Source organism: Metabacillus fastidiosus NBRC 101226 (assembly GCF_001591625.1).
GTDB lineage: Bacteria > Bacillota > Bacilli > Bacillales > Bacillaceae > Metabacillus > Metabacillus fastidiosus.
This window is the reverse complement of record NZ_BCVG01000020.1, coordinates 1-26,913: the sequence shown is the minus strand read 5'-3', so window position 1 is coordinate 26,913 and position 26,913 is coordinate 1. Positions and strand designations below refer to the sequence as shown.

Genomic DNA, 26,913 nt, shown 5'->3' with positions numbered 1-26,913 from the left:
ACTTCTTTCTACTTGTATATTAGTTAAATAGCTTTTATTTCCTTATCAAGATCCCAATTAAATAATACCGACTTAATTGGTATTGATTAATTTTAATGTTTCATATATTTCATAGAATAAAAGAAACATAGAATTCAGTTATATTCATATCGATTTATGATTTACTTTTTAAATTTTAACACAATTCAATCAAAAGTCAATCCAAGTTTTTTGATAGGATTAATTTTTTTAATCGTATTTAGAATAGTGTATTAATTTCACTGCAAAATGGAGATAAAAATAAAGCCCAAAAATACAAGGAATGTCATAGTTTCTTGTATTTTCAGGCTATTTTCTTCATTATTCAGTTATTGTAGCAGCACGAATAACTGCTTCCTCCAGCACATCAATTCCCATCATAATGTCATCAAGCTCTGTAAATTCATTTGGATGATGGCTAAGTCCGTCAACAGATGGAACAAAAATCAGTCCAACAGGTCCAAGTCTTGTCATATTCATTGCGTCATGGCCTGCACCGCTCTGCATGAACTGATAGGAGAATTCTTTCTGTTCACAAATATCTTTGAGTAATTCCATTAGTTCTTCGCATAATAAAACCGGTTCTTCCGCACTAATTTGTTTACAGTCAAAATCGAGCTTTCTATTTTCTTTAATAGCTTCTATTATATTGTGAAGACGGTCCAATACACGCTGTCTCGATTCTAATGAAGAGGAGCGAATATCAACTTTTAATTCGACTTCACCTGGGACAACGTTCATTGCTCCGGAAAAGACATCTAGCACACCAACTGTTGCTACAGTCCCGTGTTCTCTTTCATCTTTTGCTGCCTTTTCAAGCTCAAGAGCAATTTCCGCTGCCCCTAAAAGAGCGTCTTTTCGCATATCCATCGGTGTTGTACCTGAATGCGATGGCTTCCCGATTACTTTTATAATAAATCTGGCAGGAGCGGCTACTCCTGTTACGATTCCGATTTTTTTATCATTATTAATGAGGACAGGTCCTTGTTCAATATGAAGCTCAAAAAATGAATGGAACACCTCATCCGCCCTACTCGCTTGGTCAATACTGTTAAAATCAAGCGCACATAATGAAAATGCTTTTTCCATCGTAATACCGTCACGATCTTCTAAATCACGGTATTTTTCTTTATCTATAAGACCTGCCATCGCTTTGCTTCCGACTGTTGATACACCAAAACGGGATGATTCTTCACAAGCGAATGAAATAATTTCAATTGGATGGTCAGTTATAATTTCCTTGTCATTTAATCTTTTAATCACTTCCAGCGCCGCTGTTACACCAACGACCCCGTCATATTTCCCACCTTGATAAACAGTATCTAAATGGGAGCCCATAACGACAGGCGGCAGCCCTTTCATACGTCCTTCCCTGCGTGCGATCACGTTTCCGCACGGATCCAGGCGAATATCCAATCCTTCTGCTTTACATAGGCGCATGAACGCATGTGTACAAGACTGTTCTAAATTTGTATAGGCAACCCTCGTAATTCCGATTTCCCCTGAATTATACTGATTCATTTTATCAAGTAAAGTTTTATAGCGTTCTTTGTAATCCATTGGAATTTTCCTCACTTAGTTAATTTAGAAGTTTATCCATTTTATTTTCAAAAATCGAAGGAAGCTCAAGTTTATTGAGCTTCCAATATTACTGTTTCACAATATGTGTACCGGATTTTTTATTAACAGCATCTTTTAAGCTTTCTGGATTTGTAATAATAACTCTTTTGCCGCTCGCCTCTAAAAAGTTTAAGCTCGCTTCCACTTTTGGAAGCATGCTTCCTTCTGGAAAATGATTTTCTTCTTTATACTTCCTTAACTCTTCAACAGAAATAAAATCAAGCTCTTTTTGATCCGGTTCCCCGAAATTAATAGATACCTTTGGAACACCTGTCGTAATAACTAGCGTTCCTGCCTTTATTTGTTCTGCTAAAAGACTTGTTGCAAAATCTTTATCGATGACAGCGTCAATTCCTTCATATGTACTATGTTCTGTTTTTACGACTGGAATTCCTCCTCCACCGACAGCAATAACGACATAATTATTATCAATTAATGTTTTAATGACATCTTTTTCAACAATATCAATCGGCTTTGGCGAAGGAACAACACGGCGGTAGCCACGGCCTGAATCTTCAATCATCGTCCATTCCGGATGTTCTTCTATCATTTTATCGGCTTGTTCTTTCGTGAAAAATGAGCCAATCGGCTTTGTCGGATGTTTAAAATTCGGATCTTCCTTGCTTACTTCCACTTGTGTAATAACAGTTGCGACCTTTTTATTAATAGCACGTTTTGCAAATTCGTTCATTAATGCCTGCTGGATTTGATAGCCGATACCACCTTGTGTATCTGCTACACAGTTTACTAAAGGTACGGGCGGCATATCTTTATATTTTTCCGCAATTTCGGATCTTCTTAATCCAAAGCCTACTTGCGGGCCATTTCCATGTGTTACGACTACATTGTATCCTTCTTCCACCATATCTGCAATATGTACGACTGTTTCACAAACAGCCTCATATTGGTCATCTACTCCGTCACGTCCATTTTCTCTTACCAATGAGTTGCCACCGATCGCAACGATCACTACTTCACCCATTGTTCCACCTCCTAATTGTTCTCCATTATTCCTTATGTGAAAAAAAGAACGCTATTAGATAGCATTCTTATTTCATTTCAATCCAGTCTTCGTTTGTAGGGTCTTTACGCCATTCTTTGAGCTTATTCACATCTTTTTCTGTTACATATCCTTCTTTTACAGCAACTTCGATTAAGCTCTCATAATCTGTTAATGAATGAGACTCAATTTTTGCATTTTCTAATTTTTCGACGCCGACAGCAAGCCCGTATGTAAAAATAGAAACGGTACCCAGTACTTCACAACCTGCCTCACGAAGTGCTTCAACGGCTGTAATAACACTGCCGCCCGTTGAAATCAGATCTTCAATAACAACAACTTTCTGCCCAGCTTCTGCTTTACCTTCAATTTGGTTTCCTTTTCCGTGTCCTTTTGCTTTAGAGCGGACATAGCACATTGGAAGCTCTAAACGATCACTTACCCATGCAGCGTGCGGGATACCTGCTGTTGCTGTTCCTGCCACAGCTTCAACAGAAGGAAAATGTTCTTTAATTAATTTTACTAGGCCTTCTGCAATTTCAGAACGAATTTGTGGATAAGATAGAGTAAGTCTGTTATCGCAATAAATCGGTGATTTTAAACCGCTTGACCATGTAAAAGGATTATTCGGCTGTAAATAAATTGCTTTGATTTCTAAAAGCTGCTTTGCTATATTTTCTCTCATTATTGTATACCCTCCCATGAGCTCTTTACTCTTATATATGCTTCATATGGATCAGCCTGCGCCGTAATACTTCTGCCAACGACGATTGCTGTTGAACCGAGACGTCTTGCTAAGTCTGGTGTCGCGATGCGTGTCTGATCATTTGCCGCATCATCTTTCATACGGATACCTGGTGTAACCGTAATAAATGACGGACTAACTTCACGTCCAATTCTTTCCACTTCATGTGTCGAACAGACCACACCATCAAGTCCGCTTTCATGTGCAAGACGAGCATATTTAATAACGACATCATCCAGTTTCTCTGGAATTAAAAGTTCGTTTTGCATAACTGCTTCAGACGTACTTGTTAATTGGGTAACAGCGATACATAAAGGTCTTTTGCTGCCTGCTTCTGTACCTGCCTCAAGACCTTCAATCGCTCCTTCCATCATCTTTCTGCCGCCAGCAGCATGAACATTCACAAGATCAACACCAAGTCTCGCCAAGCTTTTCATCCCTTGCTTTACTGTGTTTGGAATATCATGAAGTTTTAAATCTAAGAAAATATTATGACCTTGTTCTTTTAAATAATGAATAATATTTAAGCCTTCCGCATAAAAAAGCTCCATTCCGACTTTTACGTAAAGTTTTTCATTCGGAAAGTAAGTGAGAAATTGTTCAACTTGTTTTTGTTCTTGAAAATCAAGAGCAATCATAAGCGGTCTTTTGTCGTTCATTTTAAAAACTCCTTCCGAAATTATACTGTTACGTTATCTTTTCCCCAAACGATATTTCCGCCTGCGATTGTCATCACTGGCCAGCCTTTACAAGCCCAGCCTGCAAATGGAGTATTTTTTCCTTTTGAAAGGAAGCTTTCAGGATCAATTTCACTTTCTTCATTTAAATCAACAACTGTTACATCTGCTTTTGCACCAACTTTTAAAGATGGGTCGGCTAAACCGAATGTCTCTGCAGGTTTTACTGTTAAAAAGTCGATTAATTGCTTTAATGTTATTTTTTCTTTTAAAACAAAATGTGTATAAAGTAATGGGAAGGCCGTTTCAAGTCCAACAATTCCGAACGGTGCGAGCTGCATTCCTTGATTTTTCTCTTCCTCTGTATGCGGTGCATGATCTGTTGCAATAAAATCGATTGTACCGTCAAGAAGTCCTTCAATTAATGCATCAAGGTCTTCTTTTCCGCGAAGAGGCGGATTCATTTTATAATTCGGGTCAAGTCCTGGAATATCGTCTTCACATAAAAGCAAGTGATGCGGTGACACTTCCGCTGTCACATTAATTCCCGCTCTTTTAGCATCCCTTACAACACGTACAGAACCTTCTGTACTAATATGGCACACATGATAATGGCATCCTGCTGCTTCTGCAAGCAGTATATCTCTTGCAATATGGACTGATTCACATACAGAAGGAATTCCGTTTAAACCATGCTCTTTAGAAAATTTCCCTTCATGAACAGAACCTTTATTAATTAATGTATTCTCCTCACAGTGGGCAACGATTGAAACACCTAGCTTAGCTGCTAATTTCATTGCATCAAGCATCATTTGTGCAGACTGTACACCAACACCATCATCAGTGAATGCAAATGCACCAGCTTCTTTTAATGCCGCAAAATCTGTCAGTTCTTCTCCCAGTTGTCTCGTTGTAATCGCTGCATACGGCAGTACATTTACGACAGCATCTTTTTTAATTTTCTCCTGCAGGCTTTCCATTGTTTCTTTTGTATCTGGAACCGGACGAGTATTTGGCATCGCACAAATCGTCGTAAATCCGCCTTTTGCAGCAGCTAAAGTACCTGTTTCAATTGTTTCTTTATGTTCACCGCCTGGCTCACGTAAGTGAACATGAACATCGATGAATCCAGGGGAGATTAATTTTCCTTCTACATCAATTTCTTTTATACCAGCCGACTCAATTTGTTCAGAAATTTCAGCAATTACTCCGTTTTCGATTTTTACATCCGCTTTTTGAAAGTTTCCTTCATTATCTACAATTACACCGTTCTTAAGAATAAATGACATTGCTTTTCTCCTCCTGTGTTTTCTTTTGTAATGCTCGTTTTAAAACAGCCATTCGAACATAGACACCATTTTCCATTTGTTTAAAAATTCTTGATCTTTCGCATTCCACAAGATCTGTATCAATTTCAACACCGCGATTCACAGGTGCTGGATGCATAATAATTGCATGGTCTTTCATCATCTTTTCTCTTTCTTTTGTCAAACCATATTGTTCCAAATATTCATTAATAACATTCGTATTTTTTTCCATATGACGTTCATGCTGGATTCTGAGAAGCATAACGACATCAGAGTTTACAATTGCTTCATCTACATCAACATATTCACCATAAGGATTTGTTTCATCCTTATACTCTTTCGGTCCTGAGAAAAGAACTCTCGCACCTAGTCTTGAAAGTACCTCTGCATTTGACCGTGCAACACGGCTGTGGCGAATGTCACCATGGATTGATACAGTTAAACCATCAAAGCTCCCGAACTCTTGTTTAATTGTTAGTAAATCTAGCAGTGACTGTGTCGGGTGATGACCGCAGCCGTCACCTGCATTAATGATTGGAATATTTATTTTTCCGAGCAGTTCCTCGAAATAATGATCTTGCGGATGACGGATAACAACAGCATTGGCCCCGATCGCCTCTAATGTTTTCACCGTGTCATAAAGTGTTTCTCCTTTTAAAACACTCGATTGATCAGCCGAAAAATTTAATACTTGAAGATCTAATTTTTTCTCCGCTACCTCAAAGCTGAATCTTGTTCTTGTACTTGGTTCAAAGAACAAGTTGGCAATGAACAGTTTTTCTTCCGCTTTCCATCCTTCACCCTTTGCATACATCGCCGCATCTTCAAGTATCGCAAGAATATCTTCATTTAATAATTGATTCATCATTAATAAATTCGGCATATCAATCTACTCCTTACACGTAATTTTTTTAAAATCCAAACTTTCATTTATGCAACTGTATCCTTTTGTCTTTTATCTGATTTCTCATCGTTTTCCTTCGGCAAGACGATGTTCAATACAGCACCGATAATTGCTGCGAGTGTCATTCCATGCAGTTCAAATCTCTCCACTTTAATAATTGCACTACCAACACCAATGATTAAAATAACCGATGCAATGACTAAATTTCTTTTATCACCAAGATCAATTTTATTATCAATTAAAATTCTCAAGCCGCTTGAGGCGATAATTCCAAAAAGCAAGAATGAAGCAAATCGTAGAGCCAAACATGGCGAATAAATGCTGGAAGCCAGGTGTGAGCCATGTAATGATATTTGGTTTCTCATGTACATCTAATACAATTCCATCTTTTTTCAACATTTAATCTACCTCCCTAAAAGAGCTTTACCCTTAGTTTGTGAAGGTTGTCATGTTTCCATTAAAAAACCTCTTCGCAAAAGGCACAAAGAGGTTTTCCCCGCAAGCTCAAAAGGCACACGAGTATCTACCCCTCTTGTCAGCCTCACAGGACTTCTTTTAAAAAGGGAATTTATTTTTCGTAAATTGTTACACTGTCGTTTTTATCCACTTCATCCACTTCTACAACGATTTTTTCCGTACTTGAGGTCGGTATATTCTTTCCAACATAATCAGCTCGTATTGGCAGTTCACGATGTCCCCTGTCAACTAAAACAGCAAGCTGGATTTGCGCAGGACGGCCGATATCGACAAGTGCATCCATTGCCGCACGAACAGTTCTTCCAGTGTATAAAACATCATCGACGAGAATTACTTTTTTATTCGTTACATCAACTGGGATATCCGATCCTTTTACGAGCGGGTCAACGTCTTTTTTCGTTAAATCATCCCGATAAAGGGTAATATCGACTTCACCGATTACGATACTGTTTCCTTCGATCTGTTCAATCCGTTCTTTTAACCTGTTTGCCAAGTAAATTCCTCTTGTCTTAATTCCAATTAAAACACAATCTTCAATACCTTTATTTCGCTCAATAATTTCATGTGCTATTCGAGTCAGGGCCCTTCTAATTGCCTGTTCATCCAAGACAACTGCTTTTTTCATCATCTTACCCTCCCCATTTCCAGAAATTTTACAGAAACGAAAAAACCTCTCAAACCGTAAATCAGCTTGAGAGGTAAAAGTGGACATAACTATCCCTAGTGTATCCTATCCGTTTCCTTCTCAGCCTCACGGGACTGTATTAAAGGCTATTAATTATGTTTAAGTATTACAAAACTGCACTCTGTTGTCAATGATTTTTTTCTAATGTTGCTAATAACTCTACGTAATCTTCAGGCAGAGGTGCTTCAAATTCTAAATATTCTTCTGTACGCGGATGTTTAAATCCAAGAATACCTGCATGCAGTACTTGTCCGTTAAAGTCTAACGTCTTCTTCGGTCCATATTTCGGGTCGCCTGCAAGCGGGTAACCGATATACTTCATATGAACGCGGATTTGATGTGTCCGCCCTGTTTCAAGCTGACACTCAACGAGAGTAAAATCATGGAAACGCTCTAATACATTAAAATGTGTAACAGCCTCTTTACTGCTTTCATTTGTCACTGTCATACTTTGACGATCACGTGTATCACGTCCGATCGGTGCATTGATCGTTCCGTGGTCATGCGGAATGACACCATGAACGAGTGCTTTATAACGTCTTGTCACTGTTTTATGAACAAGCTGATTTACAAGTGATTCATGTGCAAGATCATTTTTTGCAACCATTAGTAAACCAGATGTATCTTTATCAATACGATGAACAATTCCAGGCCTTAATACACCGTTAATTCCAGACAAATCTTTGCAATGTGCCATAAGTCCGTTAACGAGTGTACCGGACATATGTCCCGGCGCCGGATGAACGACCATTCCTTTTGGCTTATTAACGACTAATACATCTGCATCTTCATAATATATATCAAGATTCATTTCTTCAGGAATAACATCCAGCGGCTCAGGTTCCGGGATATCAACAGTAATAACGTCTCCTTCCTGGCATTTATAATTCGGCTTTACATTTTTATCATTTACTTTCACAAACCCGTCTTTAATCCAGTCCTGTACTTGTGTACGTGACCATTCTTTTTCATGAGCTGATAAAATTTTATCAATTCGTTCATTTTTATTACCTTCGTCAATTCGTATTTCCATGATGTCCATTATGCCTTCTCCTTTTCTTTCTTCCCGTCTAAAATCATTTGAATAAATAATAAACCTACACCTACACATAAAGATGAGTCAGCAACATTAAAAATCGGGAAATTATAAGAAAAAATGTATGTGTGAATAAAATCAACTACTTCTCCACGAAATACACGGTCAATAAAATTCCCAATTGCTCCGCCTAACATCAAGCTTAAAGAAATGCCCATTAATACATTATTTTTCACATATTTCTGCATATAATAAACAAGCCCGATAACGACAGCAGCTGTTATGATATAGAAAAACCACATCTGTCCTTCTAAAATGCCCCAAGCTGCTCCGCGATTCCTATGTGATGTTATGTATAATAAATTTTCAAAAACAGTAATACTTTCACCAAGCTTCATATTTGCTACGATTAGCCATTTTGTCCACTGATCAATTCCAATGATAAGAATCGCAATTAAATAATAATATATGTACACTAACTTCCCAACTTTCTTTTTTAAACTTACTAAAAAGATAGCATATTTAACAAGTTTTTAAAAAGAAAAAATAGCTGAAAGCGCTCTCTCAGCCAAAATAATGATTTTGTGCATATTTCGCTTCTGTATTATACACCTGGGGCAATGATTTTTTCTCGTATAATTCTTGAAAAAAGAAATCATATACCGTTCTTGCTGTCGGAATAATCCTTAATTTTTCAAAGGGAATAACTTCCTTGGTCTCTTCACAAACTCCATATGTTCCATTTTTAATTTTAAATAATGCCCGCTCAACATCTTGAAGCTCTTCTTTTATATGATACATCAATGTACTGTTCTTCACTTCTTCATTGCAGCTGGATTCAAAAAGGGAATAATCAAAAAGCCGTGAACGTAATTCATCTCTTACTAGCTGTAGTTCATAACGAATCGCATCAATATGATTAGTCAAGATGGACACTCCTTCACTAAGGTTGTAACTATAGATTGTCCGCTTCGTTAGGAGATGACACTAATAAGATTTTTCCTTTTAAGGATACTTAAAAAGGCCTGCCCATTCGGACAGACCTTCTATTTTACGCTTTTGTATAATGATCTTTCACAATTGTCGCACAACGCGGACAAAGTGTCGGATGATCTTTGTCTTCACCAACATTCGGTGTGACAACCCAGCATCGTTCACATGTTTCGCCTTTTGCCTGTGTTACAACAATTTTAACTTTTTCAAAGCTTTGAGCATTTTCTGGCGCTTCGTTAAAGTCACCGGCAATTTCAAAACCTGAAACGATGAATAGTTGTTTTAAATCTTCTTTTACAGATTGCAGTAATTGTTTTACTTCGTCATTCGGATAAAGAGCAATATGTGCCGCAAGTGATTTTCCAATTACTTTTTCATTACGGGCTGTTTCAAGCGCTTTTAATACTTCATCACGAAGCTCCATAAATGAATTCCATTTCTCTTCAATTGCGTCTGCATCCGCAAATTCTTTTGCTTCCGGCATATCGACAAGCTGAACACTTTCTTCTTTAACAGAATCAATATGTGCCCACACTTCATCAGTCGTATGCGGTAAAATTGGCGCTACAAGCTTAACAAGTGATAAAAGTGTCTCATAAAGCACTGTTTGAATCGCACGGCGCTCTTTATTATTTTCCGCTTCAATGTAAAGAACATCTTTAGCAAAATCAAGATAGAAGGAGCTTAATTCAATCGTACAGAAATTGTGGACATGATGGTAAATTGCCGCAAATTCATAATTTTCATAAGCATTTTTAACTTCTTTCGTTAGTTTATTTAATTTAACGAGCATGTAACGGTCCACTTCACGTAGTTCATTCACAGAAACTGTGTCTGTTTTCGGATTGAAGTCTGCTAAGTTACCAAGTAAGAATCGGAATGTATTACGGATTTTACGGTATACTTCCGCAACTTGTTTTAAAATTGCGTCAGATACACGGACATCTGCTTGATAGTCAACAGATGCTACCCACAAGCGAAGAATATCTCCGCCAAGCTGTTTCATCACTTTCTCAGGAACAACAACATTTCCGAGTGATTTACTCATTTTACGACCATCGCCATCAAGTGCAAAACCATGGCTAAGCACACCTTTATACGGCGCTTTTCCTGTTACGGCAACAGCTGTTGATAGTGATGAGTTAAACCAGCCTCGATATTGGTCAGATCCTTCTAAATAAAGATCAGCTGGACGCTGAAGGTCATCACGTTCTACAAGAACTGCCTGATGAGAAGATCCTGAATCGAACCAAACATCCATAATATCTGTTTCTTTCGTAAACTCGCCGTTTGGGCTTCCTTCATGTGTGAAACCTTCCGGTAATAGATCTTTCGCCTCGCGTTCGAACCATACATTAGAACCATGTTCACGGAATAATTCTGACACATGATTAATTGTTTCATCTGTAATGATCGGTTCTCCGTTTTCTGCATAAAATACCGGGATCGGAACTCCCCATGCTCTTTGACGGGAAATACACCAGTCTCCACGGTCGCGAACCATATTATAAAGACGTGTTTCGCCCCATGCAGGAGTCCATTTTGTTTCTTGAATTGCTGCAAGAAGCTCTTGTCGAATATCTTTAATAGATGCAAACCATTGTGCTGTTGCACGGAAAATTGTCGGTTTTTTCGTTCTCCAGTCATGTGGATAAGAGTGAGTAATGAAAGAAAGCTTTAATAATGCGCCAGCTTCTGTCAGCTTTTCTACAATAGGTTTATTTGCTTCATCATAAAATAAACCTTCGAAACCTTCTGCTTCACTCGTCATATATCCTTTCGCATCAACTGGACATAAAACGTCTAAACCGTATTTTTGTCCGATAATAAAGTCATCTTCCCCGTGACCTGGTGCTGTATGGACACAGCCTGTACCAGCATCTGTCGTTACATGCTCTCCAAGCATAACGAGGGAATCACGGCCATAAATCGGATGGCTTGCAACGATATGTTCAAGCTCAGCACCTTTTACCGTTCTTACGACTTCATATTGTTCCCATTCCACTGTTTTTGCGACTTCTTCCACTAAAGCAGAAGCAACCACATACTTCTCACCATTTGCTGAAACGACACTGTATTCTAATTCCGGATGTACACTGATTCCTAAGTTAGCAGGAATTGTCCATGGTGTTGTCGTCCAGATTACGATTTTCTCATCTTGATTTAATACACCTTTTCCGTCTTTTACCGGGAAAGCAACATAAATAGATGCAGAGCGCTTATCATCATATTCAATTTCTGCTTCCGCTAGTGCTGATTCACTTGATGGTGACCAGTAAACCGGTTTTAGACCTTTATAAATATAACCTTTTTTCGCCATCTCACCGAACACTTTAATTTGTTGTGCTTCATAATTCGGTGTTAATGTTACATAAGGATTATCCCAATCGCCACGAACACCGAGACGTTTAAACTGCTCTCTTTGTCCATCAATTTGCTTCCATGCATATTCCTCACAAAGCTTACGGAACTCGGCAATACTCATTTCTTTTCTATTTACTTTTTTATTTTTTGTCAGCGCTGTTTCAATCGGCAGTCCGTGAGTATCCCAGCCTGGGACATAAGGTGCACAGAAACCGGACATTGATTTATAACGAACGATAAAATCTTTTAAAATTTTATTTAGCGCATGACCCATATGGATATCGCCGTTCGCATATGGTGGTCCATCATGTAAAATGAACAGCGGACGACCATTTGTTCTTTCTTGCACTTTTCCATAAATATTCATTTCTTCCCATTTTTCTTGCATCACCGGCTCACGATTCGGTAAATTTCCACGCATTTGGAAATCTGTCTTCGGCATAAGCAATGTATCTTTATAATCCAATTTCCATTCCTCCAATCGTAGAAAAGCGGAAGCGACTCGTTTAGCTCCGACAAGCATAAGACACTCTGGAATAAAAGGCGCTCTTTGCCTTAAATTCCAGGGTGGCTTATGACCTCGAGGAGCTAGTCGCTGCAGCTAGCCCACAAAAAAATAATAATAAAAATAAAAAAACCTTCACATCCCAAAAGGGACGAGAAGGTTTGCTCGCGGTACCACCCTACTAGACAATAAATATTGTCCACTTTAGCATTCGTAACGTGAATGATTCGCTATTGCTTACTATTGGAATATTCAGCAATAAAACTCCAGGGTGATTTTCATTCTATATGCTTATATCAGGCTTCCACCATTCCCGACTCGCTAAAATAAACGTTTACAGAATTACTCTCCCTATCTTCGCATGTAATATATACTTATTTCGATCGAATTATATACGAAAAACAAGCTAAAAGTCAAGTCTATGCTTTCACTTCTTCATCTTCAGCAAAGATCGGATCAACTTCATACTCCATTAAATGATCCCAGTCATCGTTTTTAAGCAAATCAAGCTGTGCTTCAATAAGCATCTGGAATCTTGTACGGAATACTTTTGACTGTTTTTTAAGTTCCTCAATTTCAATCGTAATTTTCCGTGACTTCGATAAAGATTCATTAATGATACGATCCGCATTTTTTTCCGCTTCTTTAATAATTAATTTCGCTTCCTTTTCCGCATTGCGTTTTACATCTCCTGCGGCTTCTTGAGCGACGATAATCGATTTATTTAATGTGTCTTCAATATTCGTAAAGTGACCTAGCTTCTCTGTCAATTCAGCTACATGAGCTTCAAGTTCCTTTTTTTCACGAATAATCATTTCATAATCTTTAATGACTTGGTCAAGAAACTCATTTACCTCATCCTCATCATAACCGCGGAATCCTTTGTTAAATTCCTTATTATGAATATCTAACGGCGTTAACGGCACAAATGCCACCTCCAGTTACAAATTGAATTTATGTATAGTAAGCACATACGCTTCTTTCATTATAAACCATTTTTCGACAGAACAGGAGAAAATCCTTCTAATTTCTCCTATTATTTTTTGAAAAAAGTCGGATATCTATTCATATTACTTCTGCTTGTTTATAACTACACGAAGCTTGTCTTTTTTTGTCTTCCCCTCTATCGAAAGAAATTTACTTCGTCCATAACCGCGAACAGAGAGCGTATCCCCTTCCTGCACTTCAAATGAAGGATCATCAACTGTTTTCCAATTAATCTTTACAAGCCCATGTTTAATAAGTGTCTGGACTTTCGCTCTTGATAAATTATTAATCGCAGCGACGACGACATCTAATCTGAGTGAGGAGACAGTCGTTGACATTTCCTGTACATCTTCTTCATGTGCAATCATCTGATCGAAACTTAGCTCTTTTAACGAAATTTTCGCACGGCCGACCTCTTGAAAATTCATTCGTAAATAATCAGCAATTTCTGTCGCAACGACTAAATGAATTTGCTCGCTAGCAAACCGAATATCACCGAATTTAGAACGGTCAAGACCTAGAGACATAAGAGATCCGAGTACTTGACGATGTTCGATTGTAACAAATTTACTCGGGTATTCAATTTCAAAGAGTTTCATCTGAAAGTCATTCTCTTCCTCTTCATAGTAGTCAGGAAAAATAAGGGCACGCTTTCGCTCTGTATTAGCGGTACCTCCAAATAAAGCAATTTTCACTTCTCCCTTTTCACCAATAACCGCTTTTGCAATTTCCTGCTCACGCGGGTCTAAAAAATCAGTTAATTTAGGGCTGTATTGATTAAGAACAGTTTCCTTCCACTCCACTACTTTATCAATCAACTGCCTCTCATCTATACGAAAATGTTGATAAATATTTTCCACAATAACAACTCCAAACTCCATGAAAGAATTTAACAAAAAAAGAGGAGACGAATGCTCCTCAAGTTAACATGCCATATAATGCCGCCAATCCGCCCTGTGCAAAACGCAGTGCTAAGATTGCAACGATTGGAGAAATATCAATCATTCCAAGCGGCGGAATAATTTTTCTAAATGGTTCCAAATAAGGTTCACAAATTCTTCCTAAAAGCTGTCCAAACCCTGACTCCCGAGCATTTGGAAACCATGAAAGCAATATGTAGATAATTAATGCGTACGAATAAATGACTAATAATTGACCTATTATACTAAATACTAGTCCCATCTATTCTACCACCTCCCACGTTCTTCTTCATTTATCATCTCTGAAATTGTGCCAGATACATCGACATTATCAGGTGTACATAAAAATATGTTTAAACCGATGCGCTTAATATCTCCGCCAATTGCATAAACAGTTCCACTCAAAAAATCAACAATCCGCTTCGCTTGATCTTTTTGAATACTTTGCAGATTAACAACGACCGCACGGCGATTTTTCAACTGATCAGCAATTCCCTGTGCCTCCGCATATGCTCTTGGTTCACACAATATAACTTTAGATGATTTTTGCACGCTTTGCAAACTAACAACATTTTGCTTAGGCTGCTGTTTTTGCACTGCCTGTGGTTCTTCAGATTCTTCGTCTTTATATTTCTCTTCCACTTCATATTCATATTCTTCATCCTCAAGTGCAAAAAAACTTTTAAATCTGTTTTTTATACTCATCCTTATTCACCCCTAACTTCATTTCCGACGAGTGAAGAGCCGATTCTAATAAATGTCGCACCTTCTTCAATCGCGATTTTATAATCATTTGACATTCCCATCGACAACTCCTTACATGGTGCATAGCTTAGCTGTAAGGCTTGTACATTTAATTGCAGCTGCTTTAAGTCACGGAAACAGTTTCTTATAATTGCCTCATCACTCGTATAAGGCGCCATCGTCATAAGACCTTCGATTTGAATATATTCAAATTTCTGTAATTGTTCAATAAATCCAATAACCTCATCAGGTGTCAAACCTTGCTTTGACTCTTCACCGGACACATTCACCTGAACAAAGCATTTCATCGTTTTGTCTGCCCTTTTATTAATTTCTTCCGCAAGTGACAAGCGGTCAAGCGAATGAATATATTCTACTTTATCAATAATATTTTTCACTTTTCTCGTTTGCAAAGAACCGATAAAATGCCATGTTACATCATTTTCAATTGCGGCAAATTTTTCACTTAAACCTTCTTCACGATTTTCACCTAAATGGGTGATTCCTGCATCTATCGCTGCTTTTGCACGATCGATACTTACATACTTCGTTACAGCGACTATTTTTATTTCATTTGGATCTCGATTTATTTTTCCGCATATTTCTTCAATTTCTGTACGGATTTTTTCAGCATTTTCTCCTACATTCACTGTTATATCTCCTCCTGGAACCCAATATAACTTAACATCCTGCCAGTTTTCCCTTTATCACGGCGATGGGAGAAGAAATAATCTTTCTCACAGCTTGTGCAAAGCTGTGAGATAAATATATTTTCCTCTTTTATTCCTGCTCGCAGTAAAAGTAATTTATTAAGCTGTTTTAAATCTAATGTATATTGACCTGTTGAAATTTCATCATATGGTTTAGAACTTATTTCAGAAACAATTTGATCAACGAAGTTTTTCACATAATCATCAACGACATAGCAGCAAGAACCGATGGAAGGACCGATAACAACTTTTACTTCATTCGGACTAACACCTTCATCTTCTTCCCACTTTTGTACCATCTTCCCGCCAATATCACTAACAGAGCCTTTCCACCCAGCATGTGCAGCACCAATTAGTCCTTTAGTAGGAGCATAAAAATAAAGCGGCACACAATCAGCATAGCATAATGCAAGCATTATTCCTTTTCCAGAAGTGTATAAACCATCTGCTTTAGCTATACTGTCGCTATAATACTCTGTACCTTTTCCAATATGAGCATCAGTAATTTTCTCAATATGATTAGAATGAATTTGATCAGCGAACACCCATTTATATAATGGAAAAGATAACGATTCTGCTAAAAGTTCACGATTTTCCACGACTGCTTCACGTTCATCATGAACATGCAGCCCTAAATTCAGTGAAGCAAATTCCGTTTTGCTTACTCCGCCATTTTTCGTTGTAAAGCCGGCTAGAATACCTTTCCACTCTGGGATTGTAAACTTAATCCCATCTTTTCTATCAATTTGAAATGGTTCCATCATTTTTCACTGATTCCTCTTTTCGACATAAAACTCATTAGTTACACTTATTTTAACATATATCCACTAGTTCGTTTAGCATAAACCGGCTTTTTTTATTCAGGAGATATTTCATTTTGATGACGATTTAAACGAACTAGAATAACATCCTCTCCTATTTTTACTATATTTCGCCATGGAATGACGAATTCCTCGTCCTTCCCAAAAAAACCTAGTACTCTCCCATTTCCATTAATAATAATCGCTTGAATTTTTCCAGTTGTTACATTTATATCAAAATCACCGATATTTCCAAGCTTCTTTCCATCTGATACACTGACGACATCCTTCGTTTGAAATTCTGAAATATACATCATTTATCGCAGAGCCCCCTGTTCGTCTTATATGCTTATATTTATGATAGAATATGCTAAAAAAGAATCTATAAAGTAAGAGTATCAAGTTCCTCTGCTTTAAAACAAAAAGGACAACAGTCCGAGATGGAATGCTGTCCTTTTGAATTTCTATTATTAAATATCTCTATTATTATCTAAACGTTTGTTCCCTAAATTATCGGGAGCGAGCGGATCAGCTGTTCGAAAAGCATCATCCCCTATATGATTTTCACGTCGCTCTACAACGACAAGGATCTTCCCTTCCTTTACAAAGCCTTCATAACGGCTCGCTTCCTCTTCTGGAATACCCATTCCAATTAAAGCTCCTGCTAATCCGCCTGCTCCAGCACCGACAGCTGCACCAGTCAATGTTGCTGCAATTGGACCTGCGGCGATAAGCGGCCCTATACCAGGAATAGCTAAAGCTCCCACACCTGCCAATAAACCGACAAGTCCGCCAAGTATACCACCTGTTGCCAATCCTGCTGCAAGACCTTCCTCTGCCTTCGTACCAGTAGCATCGTTAATGTCTTTTATTTCATCTTTATTTTTCCCTATTACTGAAATATCTTCTGTAGAATAACCTTGCCTTTTCAGATCTTCAACAGCCTGAATTACTTCCTGTTCAGTATTATATACCCCTACTAAGTGTTTTTCATGTTCATACATTGAAAATTCCTCCTTTGGACAAGTAATCTATACTGAAATTACCCGACCTCAGAAGGAATGAAACATTCTTTATATATATTTTTATTATATATTTTTTATACAGCTTCTCCTTCTAAAGCATCTAATGATTGATAGGGAAAGTTTAAATAGGAAGATAGCTTCTGATTTACATGATTACTCCAATTAGATGTATGAATTCCAGCCTCCATTAAAATATCATAGGAATAAGTCCACGCTCTCATTTCCACAGTTAGCCGGTAAGCAGAATTATTTCTCCACAAGTCATAATTAAGCTCATTCTCCAGATGATCTTTTAAATGGCCTATTTCATGCGCCAAACCATATAAATCTTCTAATCCCCATTTAAATGGGACGTGTATCGTTAATGTTTCACTATTAAAACATAGTTTTTCAGCAGTAAAATTCACATTGCCCCCCAGCGCACTTACAATGTCACATAGTTTGCCTAATTGATCTTCACTCATGCCGATCTTCCTTTTTTTTATATTTTCATTCTTTCATTATTATTCGGATATGACTCAATGAATACTTGAATGCCCTTATTTTACTGTTACATTTCGTACTTGTAAATAATATTTTCCAACAAATGTACTATTTTAATGTAAGTAATTGGTGTTAGTTATATATGTATAAAAAATACACCACTATATGACTAGTGGTGTATTTTTTAAATAAGTGAGCTCTAGCGGACAGTCCGCTTTTGTCTTGGCCAGCTACAGCGGCTAGCTCCTCGAGTCATAAGTCATTCCATCATTGAAGGCAAAGAACGCCTTCTATGCCGGACTGTCTTATGCTTGTCGGGGCTGGGCAAGCCGCCTGCGCTTTTCTTCTTGTCCAGCTCCGGCGACTAGCCCCTCGAGGTCATAAGTCACTTCCGAATTGAAGGTAAAGTGCAACCTTCTATTCGAAAGTGCCTTATGCTTGTCGGGGCTGGGCAAGCCGCCTGCGCTTTTCTTAGTTCTGAATGTTTTTGTTCATTTGTTTAATTGCTGCTTTTTCTAAACGAGAGACTTGGGCTTGGGATATTCCGATTTCTTCAGCAACTTCCATTTGTGTTTTTCCTTGAAAGAAACGTTTTCTAAGTATAAGTTTTTCCCGGTCGTTCAGCCTTCTCATTCCTTCTTTTAATGCTAGTTCTTCAATCCAATTAATATCGCGGTTTTTCTCGTCACTTAGCTGATCCATTACATAAATCGGATCGCCGCCGTCATTATAAATCGGCTCAAATAAGGAGACAGGATCTTGGATCGCATCAAGCGCAAAAACGATCTCTTCATGCGGTACATCCAGTTCCTTTGAAATCTCTTCTGCTGTTGGCTCTCTGGATGTTTTACTCATTAATTTCTCCCGCACCTGAAGTGCTTTGTACGCAATGTCTCTCAGTGACCGGGACACACGAATTGGATTGTTATCACGCAAATAACGACGGATTTCTCCGATAATCATTGGTACAGCATATGTTGAAAATCTGACATTTTGGCCGAGGTCAAAATTATCAATTGATTTCATAAGTCCAATACAGCCGACTTGAAACAGATCATCAACAAATTCTCCTCTGTTGTTAAAACGCTGGATTACACTAAGTACTAAACGCAAGTTGCCATTAACCAGCTTCTCTCGTGCTGATAAGTCTCCGCTTTGTAATTGTCTAAACAGTTCTCTCATTTCCTCATTTTTTAGTACGGGAAGTTTAGAAGTGTCTACCCCACAAATTTCGACTTTATTTCTTGTCACATCTTTCCCTCCTAACAGGAGCTGCTGTACAAAGTTAAGTATCTCCTTAGGTGGGAAAAATATGCACAATCTTTTTTCAAAAAATGGGAAAAAGGTCTTGAATACTTATAACATTAAGCTTTCAATAATATGAAAAAAATTTCAAACCATTTTATTAAATTCCTTTTGAAGCCTTTTAATAATTCTCTTTTCAAGACGTGAAATATAGGACTGGGAAATACCCAGCATATCAGCAACATCTTTTTGAGTCTTCTCTTCTCCTCCCTGCAAACCGAATCGAAGCTCCATAATTTGCTTTTCACGGTCATTCAATTGTTGAAGTGCTTTCATTAATAATTTTCTGTCTACATTCGCTTCAAGATCTTTCGTAATGATATCTTCTTCTGTTCCTAATACATCTGAAAGCAATAATTCATTTCCATCCCAATCAATATTAAGAGGCTCATCGAACGATACTTCCGACCTTAACTTATTATTTCTCCGCAAATACATTAAAATTTCATTTTCAATACAACGGGAGGCGTATGTCGCAAGCTTAATTTTTTTCTCCGGATTGAATGTATTAACAGCTTTAATTAAACCTATCGTCCCAATGCTTATTAAATCCTCAATATTGATACCTGTGTTTTCAAATTTACGAGCAATATAAACGACTAAACGTAAATTTCTTTCAATAAGGATGGAACGGGCGGCTTGATCCCCATTCGGAAGTTTTTTCAGCAGTACTTCTTCCTCATCCTTTGAAAGAGGAGGCGGTAATGCTTCACTTCCACCTATGTAATAAATCTCGTCCGTTTTTATCCCAAGCTTCATCAATAATTTATACCAAAGATATGTTAATCTCAATTTTAACTTTTTCATTGTTCCTCCTCCTTCTAAAATGAAAAGTATAAGAGTAGAATATTAATAACTTTATGATACATTTTGAATCCCCTGCATCATCTTCGGGTGAATGATACAGTCGTACTCATCATCACTTGATAATGTCGTTCGATTTAAACCAATGACTGCTTTTTTCACATGGATCGTTCCTTCCTTCGTTTGAATAGAAATTTCATCTGGCTTAAATCCGAGCAGAAATTGATTTTCATGGCCAACAACCCGGTATGGGATTAAACGGACCCTATGTTCCCATTCATGACCCTCTTCCGAATCCTGGCTAACGGACGCCATTACATCATCTTTTAATGCTTGTTCAAATAGTTTTTCTGGTAAGAAAGACTTCGCCTTACTAGCATCAATAATCATGACAGGGCTTCTTGAAATTGGATCGTACAACTGATTTCCACTGTCGATTAAGCCGCGTAATAACAGTTCATTACTATCAACTTTAATTAATACTTGTACCAGTTGATCGAACTTAATTTTCTTCGTTTCCAAGCTTTCCAGCCTGTTGCGGGAAAAATACCAAGCGAGTGGAAAACCAATTAAAACAAATAACCAGCTGATTGGATCACCGAAGCCTGTTGAGCTTGTCATCATTACTCCATCTAACACCCCCATTTCCACCTGCATGAAATAATGGGTACCGAGCATTCCACCGCCAATCATAAATGTAACAAAATAAAAGGTTAATAAACTTTGAAAAAAGGAACGGAATCTTTGAAATCCGAATGAAATGAGAACCATGAGTACGGAAATAGCTAATTTTCCGAGTGGATGAACTGCTATGAATGAAAATGGTGTAAACATAAGAATAACGATGCCAGAACCAATAAGAGCACCTAATAAGAGCCTCAGTTTTTTAATTTTTCTTTTTAAAATGATTGCTGTCAGCAACAGTAGAAATAAATCAAACGAAAAGTTCAAAAACCAAATAACATCTAAATAAATAGACAAGGCATACTCCCTTCCATCGTTATTTAGTGTAAAACTTGGTTAATATTAAGTATAAAGCATCCTTTATAAGGAAGTTGTCACTTAGTGCCGAGCAAATAGTACAAGTTTTGATAGTTTTGTGGAGATTTTGTCGAGGTGAGGGTATGGACCTAATATATAGACAAAACTAAAAATTTTTCTGTTTACAAGAGCTGTCCGACAAGTTCCTAATAAATTTTAAAAGCTGAAAGCCCCCACAAGACCCTTGATTTTACTGGATTCCCATAAAGGTGCCTTTCAGGAAGCTTTTTCAATGACCTGATTAAAAAAAGCACCCAAAAGGATGCTTTAATAATATTATTGTTTGTACGTTTTCTATATTCATTTATAAATTGTTTTAAAAAATATTTCAGCTTCTACTTACAAAATATTTATCCCAGCCTTAACAGGCAGTAAGACTCCCACTTCAAAATTCTACAAACTCAAAGAAGTGAAGTGGGAGATCCACTGCCCGTAAAGATCCGAACAATAGAACACATACTTTGGGCCTCAACTAACCATCAATGGGGATGAGAAAAAACCCCCACTTATGGAAGTTTCACTTTATATCGCCTTTTCTCTTTCATCCTCTTCAACTTCTTGCACATCATCTGAAATTCCTCGTGCAGTTAATGAACCTGATAAGAGCAGTACTGATTTAATGACGAAAATAATACCTAGCCCTACAAAACTGCTAACATAAGCTAATAGAAATGGGACAATCGTTTGTGCGAGCCGATTAGACGCTAATCGCAACCCCAATACTTCTCCGCTTCGACCTGGCGGAGCAGCATTATAGGACAGAATGATTGTTAATGGCAAGGTTATACCAAGTCCCGCTCCAATAATAAAGGATACAATGAGAATGATACTAAATTGATCTTGGAATGGAATAAAGCCATATGCTAAAGCACCTATACCCATAAATATCCATAAGATTGTTACCCTTCCATATGCTTCAACTAGTTTTGGCATAATAATCCGGACAAGTGCACTTGCCGCTCCTTGTACCGCTAACACCCAGCCAATTTGTGATACACTGAGTCCAATTGACTGTCCATATAAAGGAAAATAAACGGAATAAATGTCAAGTGAAGATAAAATGAGCATACTTACAAAAATAGACCGACCGAGTCCTGGAAGAAGTAATAACTCCTTCACATTTGCAGATTTTCCTTGTTTCCCTTTCGAAGCTCCTTTTTCTGTTTTTGCCACAAAAAAGGAAACAATTATGGTGATAATCGGAATAACAGCCAGCAGTATATAAGAAGTTTGGAATCCAAAATGCTCTGATACATATCCACCGATTAAAGGTCCAAACAGTAATCCAGTTGAAGTAAATAAACTAAGAGTACCGACAGCTTTATCCCGTGTTTCATTGGAAGCAGACTTTGTCACTCCATTTTGAATCGCCAATATCGCTAGGAGCTGACCCCCTCCGAGCAGCAGCATAGAAATATAAAGTGTCGCAATGGAAGGAAAATAAAAAGGAAGAGCCAATGAAATGAACATACAGATTGAACCGGCAATAATCGGAAGCTTTTCACCAAACTGATCTATATAACGTCCAGCAAACACCGCTAAAAAGAGAGGTGTAACCGAATAACAAACCGTAATAATTCCAATCTCAATCATCGACGCATCCAATTCCTTCGCAAACAATGAAGTCATTGGCCGTACAGCAGAAACAGAAGCTAACACGAAAAATACTGCAATAAAAAATGATGCAAATTTCAAAATGTTTCCCCACCCTATTTTAAAATCCTATTTATTATATCATCTCCTAGCATAGCATTTATTTTTCATTTTATCATTTCCCCGCAGAAGACTCGGTATGTTCTCCTCCGGTAATGCTATCTCAACTGCCTCGTTTTCTTTAAAAAAAGACCAAAAGCTATGCTTTTGATCTTCTCGTTATACTCTATTAACCGCGTCGATTACGATTTCGTAAAAACGTCGGTATGTCTAATGTATCTTCTGCTTGTTGATGCTGTGTTCCACGGTTATCATAATGCGAAGGCTCTTCACGTTTGATTTCACGCTTCGGCTGCGGCTGGCTTGGCTGCTGCTTTACAGGATTGTTTCCAAATGGTCTTGATGTTTGCTGCTTCATCGGGCTCGGTTCCATTTCTGTAAATCCTGTTGCGATAACTGTAACAACAATCTCATCTTTTAAATTTTCATTAATGACAGAACCGAAGATCATATTTACATCTTGGTCTGATGCTGATGCAACGATATCCGCTGCTTCCTGTACTTCGTAAAGACTTAAATTTGAACCGCCTGTAATATTCATAAGGACACCTTGGGCACCGTCAATTGCTGTTTCAAGCAATGGACTTGAGATTGCCTTTTTTGCTGCTTCAGCAGCACGGTTTTCACCAGTTGCAACACCGATCCCCATTAACGAAGAACCTTTATTGGACATAATTGTTTTAACGTCTGCAAAGTCTAAGTTAATTAATCCTGGAACTGCGATTAACTCTGAAATACCTTGTACACCTTGTCTTAAAACATTATCCGCTTCACGGAATGCTTCAAGCATCGGCGTATTTTTATCAACGATTTCAAGCAGACGGTCGTTCGGTATAACAATCAGCGTATCAACAGATTCCTTCATTGCTGTAATTCCGCCAGCAGCTTGTCCCGCACGTTTACGTCCTTCAAACGTAAATGGACGTGTTACAATTCCGACCGTTAATGCACCTAAATCTTTTGCAATTTGTGCAATAACAGGTGCAGCACCAGTTCCTGTACCACCGCCCATACCAGCAGTAACGAATACCATATCTGCTCCTCTTAAGGCTTCTTCAATTTGCTCTTTGCTCTCTTCAGCCGCTTTTTTACCGACCTCTGGATTAGCACCAGCACCTAATCCACGAGTAAGCTTTGAACCAATTTGCATTTTTGTTTCTGCTTTTGACAAGTCGAGTGCTTGAGCATCTGTGTTCACTGCAATGAATTGCACTCCCTGAACACCGTGCTCAATCATACGGTTTACGGCATTATTCCCGCCACCGCCAACCCCAATTACTTTGATGGTTGCCGTGCCATCTATATTTGTATCAAACTCCAACATGCGAAATCCTCCTAATCCGTCAAATGACTTCTAACTGATGCTTTTATTCAAAGAAGTAGCCAAAAAATCGTTTTACCTTGCTTTCCTTTTTCTCACTTTGCTGACTTTGCTGACTTTGTTGCTTGATCCGTTTTTGTTGCGGTTCTTTTGTAGCAACTACTTCAACCGCATCAATTGAAACGTTTGAACTAATTTCTCTTCCTTGTATTTTAGCATTTTTATGTGCGAATTGTATTAAACCAACACCCGTCATATATCGAGGTTCTCTTACTCCAATATAATCAGGAATTGCGATGCGAACATTATTCTGAAGGACAGCCTGTGCCAATTCATTTACACCTGGCATAATAACTGTTCCTCCGGTAAGGACAAACCCGCCGGGCAAGTCCCGCACACCTAATCTTCGCAGCTCATGTTGAACTAATTCAAATATTTCTTCCATTCTTGCTTCGATAATATCGGATATTTCTAACTGGCTAAATGTCTGTCTTTGGTCTGAGCCAATGATTGATACTTCAAATACTTCTTCTCCAGATGCAAAATCATAGTATGCATGTCCATGCTTAATTTTAATCCGCTCAGCTTCCTCTGTAGAAGTGCGAAGCCCAATTGATAAGTCTTTGGTGATATGTTCTCCCCCAATAGGTAAAACGGTTGTTGCCGCTAAATTATTTTGTTCAAAAACGGCAATTGTCGTTGAACCGCCACCAATATCAATTAAAGCAACACCAAGGTTTCTTTCATCCTTTGATAATGCAACCGCTCCAGCAGCTAAAGGCTGCAAACATATATCTGTTATTTCTAAGCCAGCACGCTCAACACAACGTAATAAATTATGTAAAATCGTCTTTGAGCCAGTAATAATAATACCTTCCATTTCAAGTCTAACGCCTAGCATTCCTCTCGGATCATTGATTTCATCAAGACCGTCCACAATAAATTGCTTCGGAATGACATCTATTATTTCTCTTTCAGGAGGTATAGACATTACTTGTGCAGCTTCGATCACTCGCCTTACATCTTCATTTGAAATTTCACGATTTTCGCTTGATACAGCGACAACGCCGTGGCAATCTTGTAAATGAACATGGTTTCCAGTGATCCCAACAACGACACGTCTGAGCGGGATGCCGACCATGCGTTCAGCTTGCTCAACTGCTTTTCTAATAGAATGAACAGTTTCATCTATATCAACGATTGAACCTTTTCTTAATCCTTCTGACTTTACATTACCCACACCTATAATGTTTAAAGAATCATTCGCCATTTCACCAATAATTACTTTAACACTGGATGTACCGATGTCAAGACTTACGAATATTTCATTGTTGTTCATTCTATGGCACCTCCTCATCTTCAATCATTTTCTATTCTATTCGTTATAGAACGACAATACAACGAAACTGTGATTACATATTTATGACAATATGTTTACTGAGATTATAGTACTTCATCTAAATGCAAGGCAGTAGGTGCCGCTTACATTTATATGTGTACATTTGCTTGAACTCATACGATATATAGTTTTTATTCGTCAAATCCTTTCTATTCCCTTTTAATAAATCAATTTTTTTTCAGTTTTTCCCTTGATAAACTCCATTTTGAAATTAAGATTCTGCGAATAACTGCAATATTTTGAAAAAGTCGAACACCGAACGCAAACATTGCAACTAAATACAAGTCTACACCAAGATGTACACCTAGAAAAGCCAAACTTGCTGCAAGTAGAATGTTAAAGAAAAAGCCGGAAACGAATACCAATTCATCATAAATATTTTGCAGCTGCGCTCTAATTCCACCAAATAATGTATCAAGAGCGGCAAGAATGGCTATCGACAGATAGTTCGAATATTCAGTCGGGATACGGAATTCGGTAAATAATCCTAACACAATGCCTAATACTAGTCCAAGTAATGGAAGCCACATGTTAACTTTCTCCTTTTTTCGGATTCAACGGCTTCATATTTTTCACACGAATCGGATTTTCATAAGCAGGTACTGTAATATTTTTAATTGGTTCGGAAATAGAGAGGCTTAAATTATCAATAGCAAAATCTTCATCTGTAGCTGATGCATTTATCCTACTATATAGTTTATCGGTATTATAAGAGATAATTTTTACCTCAACAGGTAGGTCTTTCAGACTAAAATTGTCGATCTTTGTTTCCCCATTAATATCTCTAATAACTGTCGTATGAAGAATGCGATGATTATTAATAGAAATGTAGTCAGCATCATAAGAGTTAAGCTCATTAATAAGCCTTCTTAATAACTCTGGTGAAATATGGGCAACCTCTGTACCTAGTAATTCATCATCAAACAGCTGATCGATCGTAATAATAATACCTGGACCAGTAATATCCGTTAACCCGGCTTCCCTCTTTAAATTTTGAAGGGTATTGTTTAAAGCCGTTTCTGGATTTTGATTTTCTTTTTCTTTATAAGTATCGATCAATTCTTCATACTTTCTAATCTCAGATAATAAATCAACCTGCAGCTGCTGCTCCCTCTTTAAATCCTCCCGCAATTGCCACATATCACGAGTATCCCTTTCAATAGGTTCCTGAATGGTGCGAAACTGAATCGCCAACATTAAGCCGAAAATTAGTGTGATAAATGAAAAGCTCATTCCTTGTTTCCAATTTGATTTATTCATACTCATTAACAACTCCTATGGAGTTAGAACATCCCCGCTTTGTTTAAAATAAAGTGAAACTTCCATCAGT

Annotated in this window: 28 protein-coding genes, 1 pseudogene and 1 other annotated feature; all 29 genes and pseudogenes read right to left on the bottom strand. The window is 37.8% G+C overall.

What is annotated here, in order from left to right:
- Positions 1–339: 339 nt before the first annotated feature.
- The 29 genes and pseudogenes from BFA01S_RS07670 to BFA01S_RS07530 all read right to left on the bottom strand — a co-directional run bounded on the left by BFA01S_RS07670 (position 340) and on the right by BFA01S_RS07530 (position 26,843).
- Positions 340–1,578, bottom strand: coding sequence for a M20 family metallo-hydrolase (locus tag BFA01S_RS07670; RefSeq protein WP_066227908.1), 1,239 nt, complete (start codon positions 1,576–1,578; stop codon positions 340–342).
- 88 nt (positions 1,579–1,666) lie between these two features.
- Positions 1,667–2,620, bottom strand: coding sequence for a carbamate kinase (arcC, locus tag BFA01S_RS07665; protein WP_066227906.1), 954 nt, complete (start codon positions 2,618–2,620; stop codon positions 1,667–1,669).
- Positions 2,621–2,687: 67 nt separating this feature from the next.
- A complete protein-coding gene (pyrE, locus tag BFA01S_RS07660) occupies positions 2,688–3,323 on the bottom strand; it encodes an orotate phosphoribosyltransferase (RefSeq protein WP_066227904.1) in 636 nt (211 codons plus the stop codon).
- Positions 3,323–4,042, bottom strand: a complete 720-nt coding sequence (pyrF, locus tag BFA01S_RS07655) for an orotidine-5'-phosphate decarboxylase (RefSeq protein ID WP_066227901.1) — start codon at positions 4,040–4,042, stop codon at positions 3,323–3,325. Before pyrF ends, pyrE begins: the two co-directional genes overlap by 1 nt.
- 20 nt (positions 4,043–4,062) lie before the next feature.
- Complete coding sequence (locus BFA01S_RS07650) at positions 4,063–5,349, bottom strand: dihydroorotase (protein ID WP_066227898.1); 1,287 nt, start codon at positions 5,347–5,349, stop codon at positions 4,063–4,065.
- The gene (locus BFA01S_RS07645) at positions 5,333–6,250 is read right to left on the bottom strand and encodes an aspartate carbamoyltransferase catalytic subunit (RefSeq protein WP_066227894.1); all 918 of its coding nucleotides are present in this window, start codon (positions 6,248–6,250) and stop codon (positions 5,333–5,335) included. Before BFA01S_RS07645 ends, BFA01S_RS07650 begins: the two co-directional genes overlap by 17 nt.
- A gap of 47 nt (positions 6,251–6,297) precedes the next feature.
- Positions 6,298–6,609, bottom strand: a pseudogene (locus BFA01S_RS07640) (solute carrier family 23 protein); the annotation flags it as partial.
- Positions 6,610–6,839: 230 nt separating this feature from the next.
- Positions 6,840–7,376, bottom strand: coding sequence for a bifunctional pyr operon transcriptional regulator/uracil phosphoribosyltransferase PyrR (gene pyrR, locus BFA01S_RS07635; protein ID WP_156483563.1), 537 nt, complete (start codon positions 7,374–7,376; stop codon positions 6,840–6,842).
- A gap of 184 nt (positions 7,377–7,560) precedes the next feature.
- The gene (locus BFA01S_RS07630) at positions 7,561–8,475 is read right to left on the bottom strand and encodes an RluA family pseudouridine synthase (RefSeq protein WP_066227885.1); all 915 of its coding nucleotides are present in this window, start codon (positions 8,473–8,475) and stop codon (positions 7,561–7,563) included.
- A complete protein-coding gene (lspA, locus tag BFA01S_RS07625) occupies positions 8,475–8,984 on the bottom strand; it encodes a signal peptidase II (RefSeq protein ID WP_268874829.1) in 510 nt (169 codons plus the stop codon). The genes BFA01S_RS07630 and lspA overlap by 1 nt, the downstream gene beginning before the upstream one ends.
- A 49-nt stretch (positions 8,985–9,033) precedes the next feature.
- Entirely contained in the window at positions 9,034–9,396 is a 363-nt protein-coding gene (locus BFA01S_RS07620) for a TraR/DksA family transcriptional regulator (protein WP_066227882.1), read from the bottom strand.
- 124 nt (positions 9,397–9,520) lie between these two features.
- The gene (gene ileS, locus BFA01S_RS07615) at positions 9,521–12,292 is read right to left on the bottom strand and encodes an isoleucine--tRNA ligase (protein ID WP_066227879.1); all 2,772 of its coding nucleotides are present in this window, start codon (positions 12,290–12,292) and stop codon (positions 9,521–9,523) included.
- A 183-nt stretch (positions 12,293–12,475) separates the two neighbouring features.
- Positions 12,476–12,698: a binding site (T-box leader), on the bottom strand.
- Positions 12,699–12,750: 52 nt separating this feature from the next.
- Entirely contained in the window at positions 12,751–13,257 is a 507-nt protein-coding gene (locus tag BFA01S_RS07610; RefSeq protein ID WP_066227877.1) for a DivIVA domain-containing protein, read from the bottom strand.
- A gap of 144 nt (positions 13,258–13,401) precedes the next feature.
- A complete protein-coding gene (locus tag BFA01S_RS07605) occupies positions 13,402–14,178 on the bottom strand; it encodes a YlmH family RNA-binding protein (RefSeq protein WP_235842987.1) in 777 nt (258 codons plus the stop codon).
- A gap of 58 nt (positions 14,179–14,236) precedes the next feature.
- On the bottom strand, positions 14,237–14,500 hold the full coding sequence (locus BFA01S_RS07600; RefSeq protein ID WP_066227872.1) for a YggT family protein: 264 nt from the start codon (positions 14,498–14,500) through the stop codon (positions 14,237–14,239).
- A gap of 5 nt (positions 14,501–14,505) precedes the next feature.
- Positions 14,506–14,943 (bottom strand): cell division protein SepF, encoded by a 438-nt coding sequence (locus BFA01S_RS07595; protein ID WP_066227870.1) that lies wholly within the window; start codon positions 14,941–14,943, stop codon positions 14,506–14,508.
- Positions 14,944–14,945: 2 nt separating this feature from the next.
- A complete protein-coding gene (locus BFA01S_RS07590; RefSeq protein ID WP_066227867.1) occupies positions 14,946–15,638 on the bottom strand; it encodes a YggS family pyridoxal phosphate-dependent enzyme in 693 nt (230 codons plus the stop codon).
- The gene (gene pgeF, locus BFA01S_RS07585) at positions 15,635–16,456 is read right to left on the bottom strand and encodes a peptidoglycan editing factor PgeF (protein ID WP_066227865.1); all 822 of its coding nucleotides are present in this window, start codon (positions 16,454–16,456) and stop codon (positions 15,635–15,637) included. The genes BFA01S_RS07590 and pgeF overlap by 4 nt, the downstream gene beginning before the upstream one ends.
- Before the next feature lie 92 nt (positions 16,457–16,548).
- The gene (locus tag BFA01S_RS07580; protein WP_066227862.1) at positions 16,549–16,809 is read right to left on the bottom strand and encodes a YlmC/YmxH family sporulation protein; all 261 of its coding nucleotides are present in this window, start codon (positions 16,807–16,809) and stop codon (positions 16,549–16,551) included.
- Positions 16,810–16,962: 153 nt separating this feature from the next.
- Positions 16,963–17,496 (bottom strand): YflT domain-containing protein, encoded by a 534-nt coding sequence (locus tag BFA01S_RS07575; RefSeq protein ID WP_066227859.1) that lies wholly within the window; start codon positions 17,494–17,496, stop codon positions 16,963–16,965.
- 95 nt (positions 17,497–17,591) lie between these two features.
- Positions 17,592–17,981, bottom strand: coding sequence for a hypothetical protein (locus BFA01S_RS07570; RefSeq protein ID WP_066227857.1), 390 nt, complete (start codon positions 17,979–17,981; stop codon positions 17,592–17,594).
- 490 nt (positions 17,982–18,471) lie between these two features.
- Positions 18,472–19,293: an RNA polymerase sporulation sigma factor SigG gene (gene sigG / locus BFA01S_RS07565; RefSeq protein WP_218011634.1), complete on the bottom strand. Its 822-nt coding sequence runs from the start codon at positions 19,291–19,293 to the stop codon at positions 18,472–18,474.
- Between the two features lie 99 nt (positions 19,294–19,392).
- Positions 19,393–20,112 (bottom strand): RNA polymerase sporulation sigma factor SigE, encoded by a 720-nt coding sequence (gene sigE / locus BFA01S_RS07560; protein ID WP_066227851.1) that lies wholly within the window; start codon positions 20,110–20,112, stop codon positions 19,393–19,395.
- A 51-nt stretch (positions 20,113–20,163) separates the two neighbouring features.
- Positions 20,164–21,090, bottom strand: a complete 927-nt coding sequence (gene spoIIGA, locus BFA01S_RS07555; protein WP_066227848.1) for a sigma-E processing peptidase SpoIIGA — start codon at positions 21,088–21,090, stop codon at positions 20,164–20,166.
- Between the two features lie 582 nt (positions 21,091–21,672).
- Positions 21,673–22,845 (bottom strand): MFS transporter, encoded by a 1,173-nt coding sequence (locus tag BFA01S_RS07550; protein ID WP_066227845.1) that lies wholly within the window; start codon positions 22,843–22,845, stop codon positions 21,673–21,675.
- Between the two features lie 187 nt (positions 22,846–23,032).
- Positions 23,033–24,187: a cell division protein FtsZ gene (gene ftsZ / locus BFA01S_RS07545; RefSeq protein WP_066227843.1), complete on the bottom strand. Its 1,155-nt coding sequence runs from the start codon at positions 24,185–24,187 to the stop codon at positions 23,033–23,035.
- Between the two features lie 43 nt (positions 24,188–24,230).
- Positions 24,231–25,523: a cell division protein FtsA gene (ftsA, locus tag BFA01S_RS07540; RefSeq protein WP_066227841.1), complete on the bottom strand. Its 1,293-nt coding sequence runs from the start codon at positions 25,521–25,523 to the stop codon at positions 24,231–24,233.
- Positions 25,524–25,750: 227 nt separating this feature from the next.
- Positions 25,751–26,113 (bottom strand): small basic family protein, encoded by a 363-nt coding sequence (locus BFA01S_RS07535; protein ID WP_066227838.1) that lies wholly within the window; start codon positions 26,111–26,113, stop codon positions 25,751–25,753.
- 1 nt (position 26,114) lies between these two features.
- Positions 26,115–26,843 carry a DUF881 domain-containing protein gene (locus BFA01S_RS07530; RefSeq protein ID WP_066227981.1) on the bottom strand — a complete coding sequence of 243 codons (729 nt, stop codon included), beginning with the start codon at positions 26,841–26,843 and terminating at the stop codon, positions 26,115–26,117.
- Positions 26,844–26,913 lie beyond the last annotated feature (70 nt).